Annotated in this window: 2 protein-coding genes; both read left to right on the top strand. The window is 66.3% G+C overall.

Annotated features, from left to right (window positions below; translation table 11 throughout):
* The coding region (locus CRD60_RS08335) for an ATP-binding protein DrrA1-3 family domain-containing protein (protein ID WP_113860798.1) at positions 1-327 on the top strand (327 nt) is incomplete at its 5' end.
* Between the two features lie 39 nt (positions 328-366).
* Positions 367-605 (top strand): hypothetical protein (locus tag CRD60_RS08330; RefSeq protein ID WP_130473093.1); only part of this gene is annotated, 239 nt, incomplete at its 3' end.

Here is a 605-nt window from a genome sequence, read left to right as displayed (position 1 = left end):
CCGAAGCCGCCCTCCGCGTTCGGCCGCGGTCACGGGGGCCCGGCAGACGACCCCCAGGGCAGGGTCGAGGCCGGCGAGCGCATCTCGGTGGAGACCCTGGACCTTGGCGAAGACACACTGGCCCGCATCCGCGCCCTCCCCCAGGCCCAGTCCGCCGACTACGACGGCCTGAACCTGGTGGTGCGCTGCCGGCAGGGCGAACACAACCTCCAGGACGTACTGGCCACCCTGGAAGCCTCCGGAAGCAATTACGGCCACCTGACCAGTCGACCGCCGTCCCTCAACGACGTGTTCCTCGAACTGACCGGCAAGGAACTGCGCGATTGAGCGCAGCCCCCTGGGCTCAGCCTCTACCAAGGAGCACACATGTGGAACTCATTCTTCATCAACGTCAAAGGCTCGATCCGCAATCCTTCGAATGTCTTCTGGGTCCTGGCCGTCCCGGTCATCCTATCCTCTCTGATGCTGGGCCTCCTGGGCAATTTGGATGACACTCGCGCAGCCGTTCCGCAGCCTGTCGCCATAGTCGAGGATGCCAACTGGCAGGCCAACCCCGCCGCCGGCCGGTTGGTCTGCGCCCTATCGAGGGCACCGAGCTCCGGCAC

Source organism: Bifidobacterium aemilianum (assembly GCF_003315635.1).
Classification (GTDB): Bacteria; Actinomycetota; Actinomycetes; order Actinomycetales; family Bifidobacteriaceae; genus Bifidobacterium; species Bifidobacterium aemilianum.
This window is presented reverse-complemented; position numbering and strand designations above follow the sequence as displayed.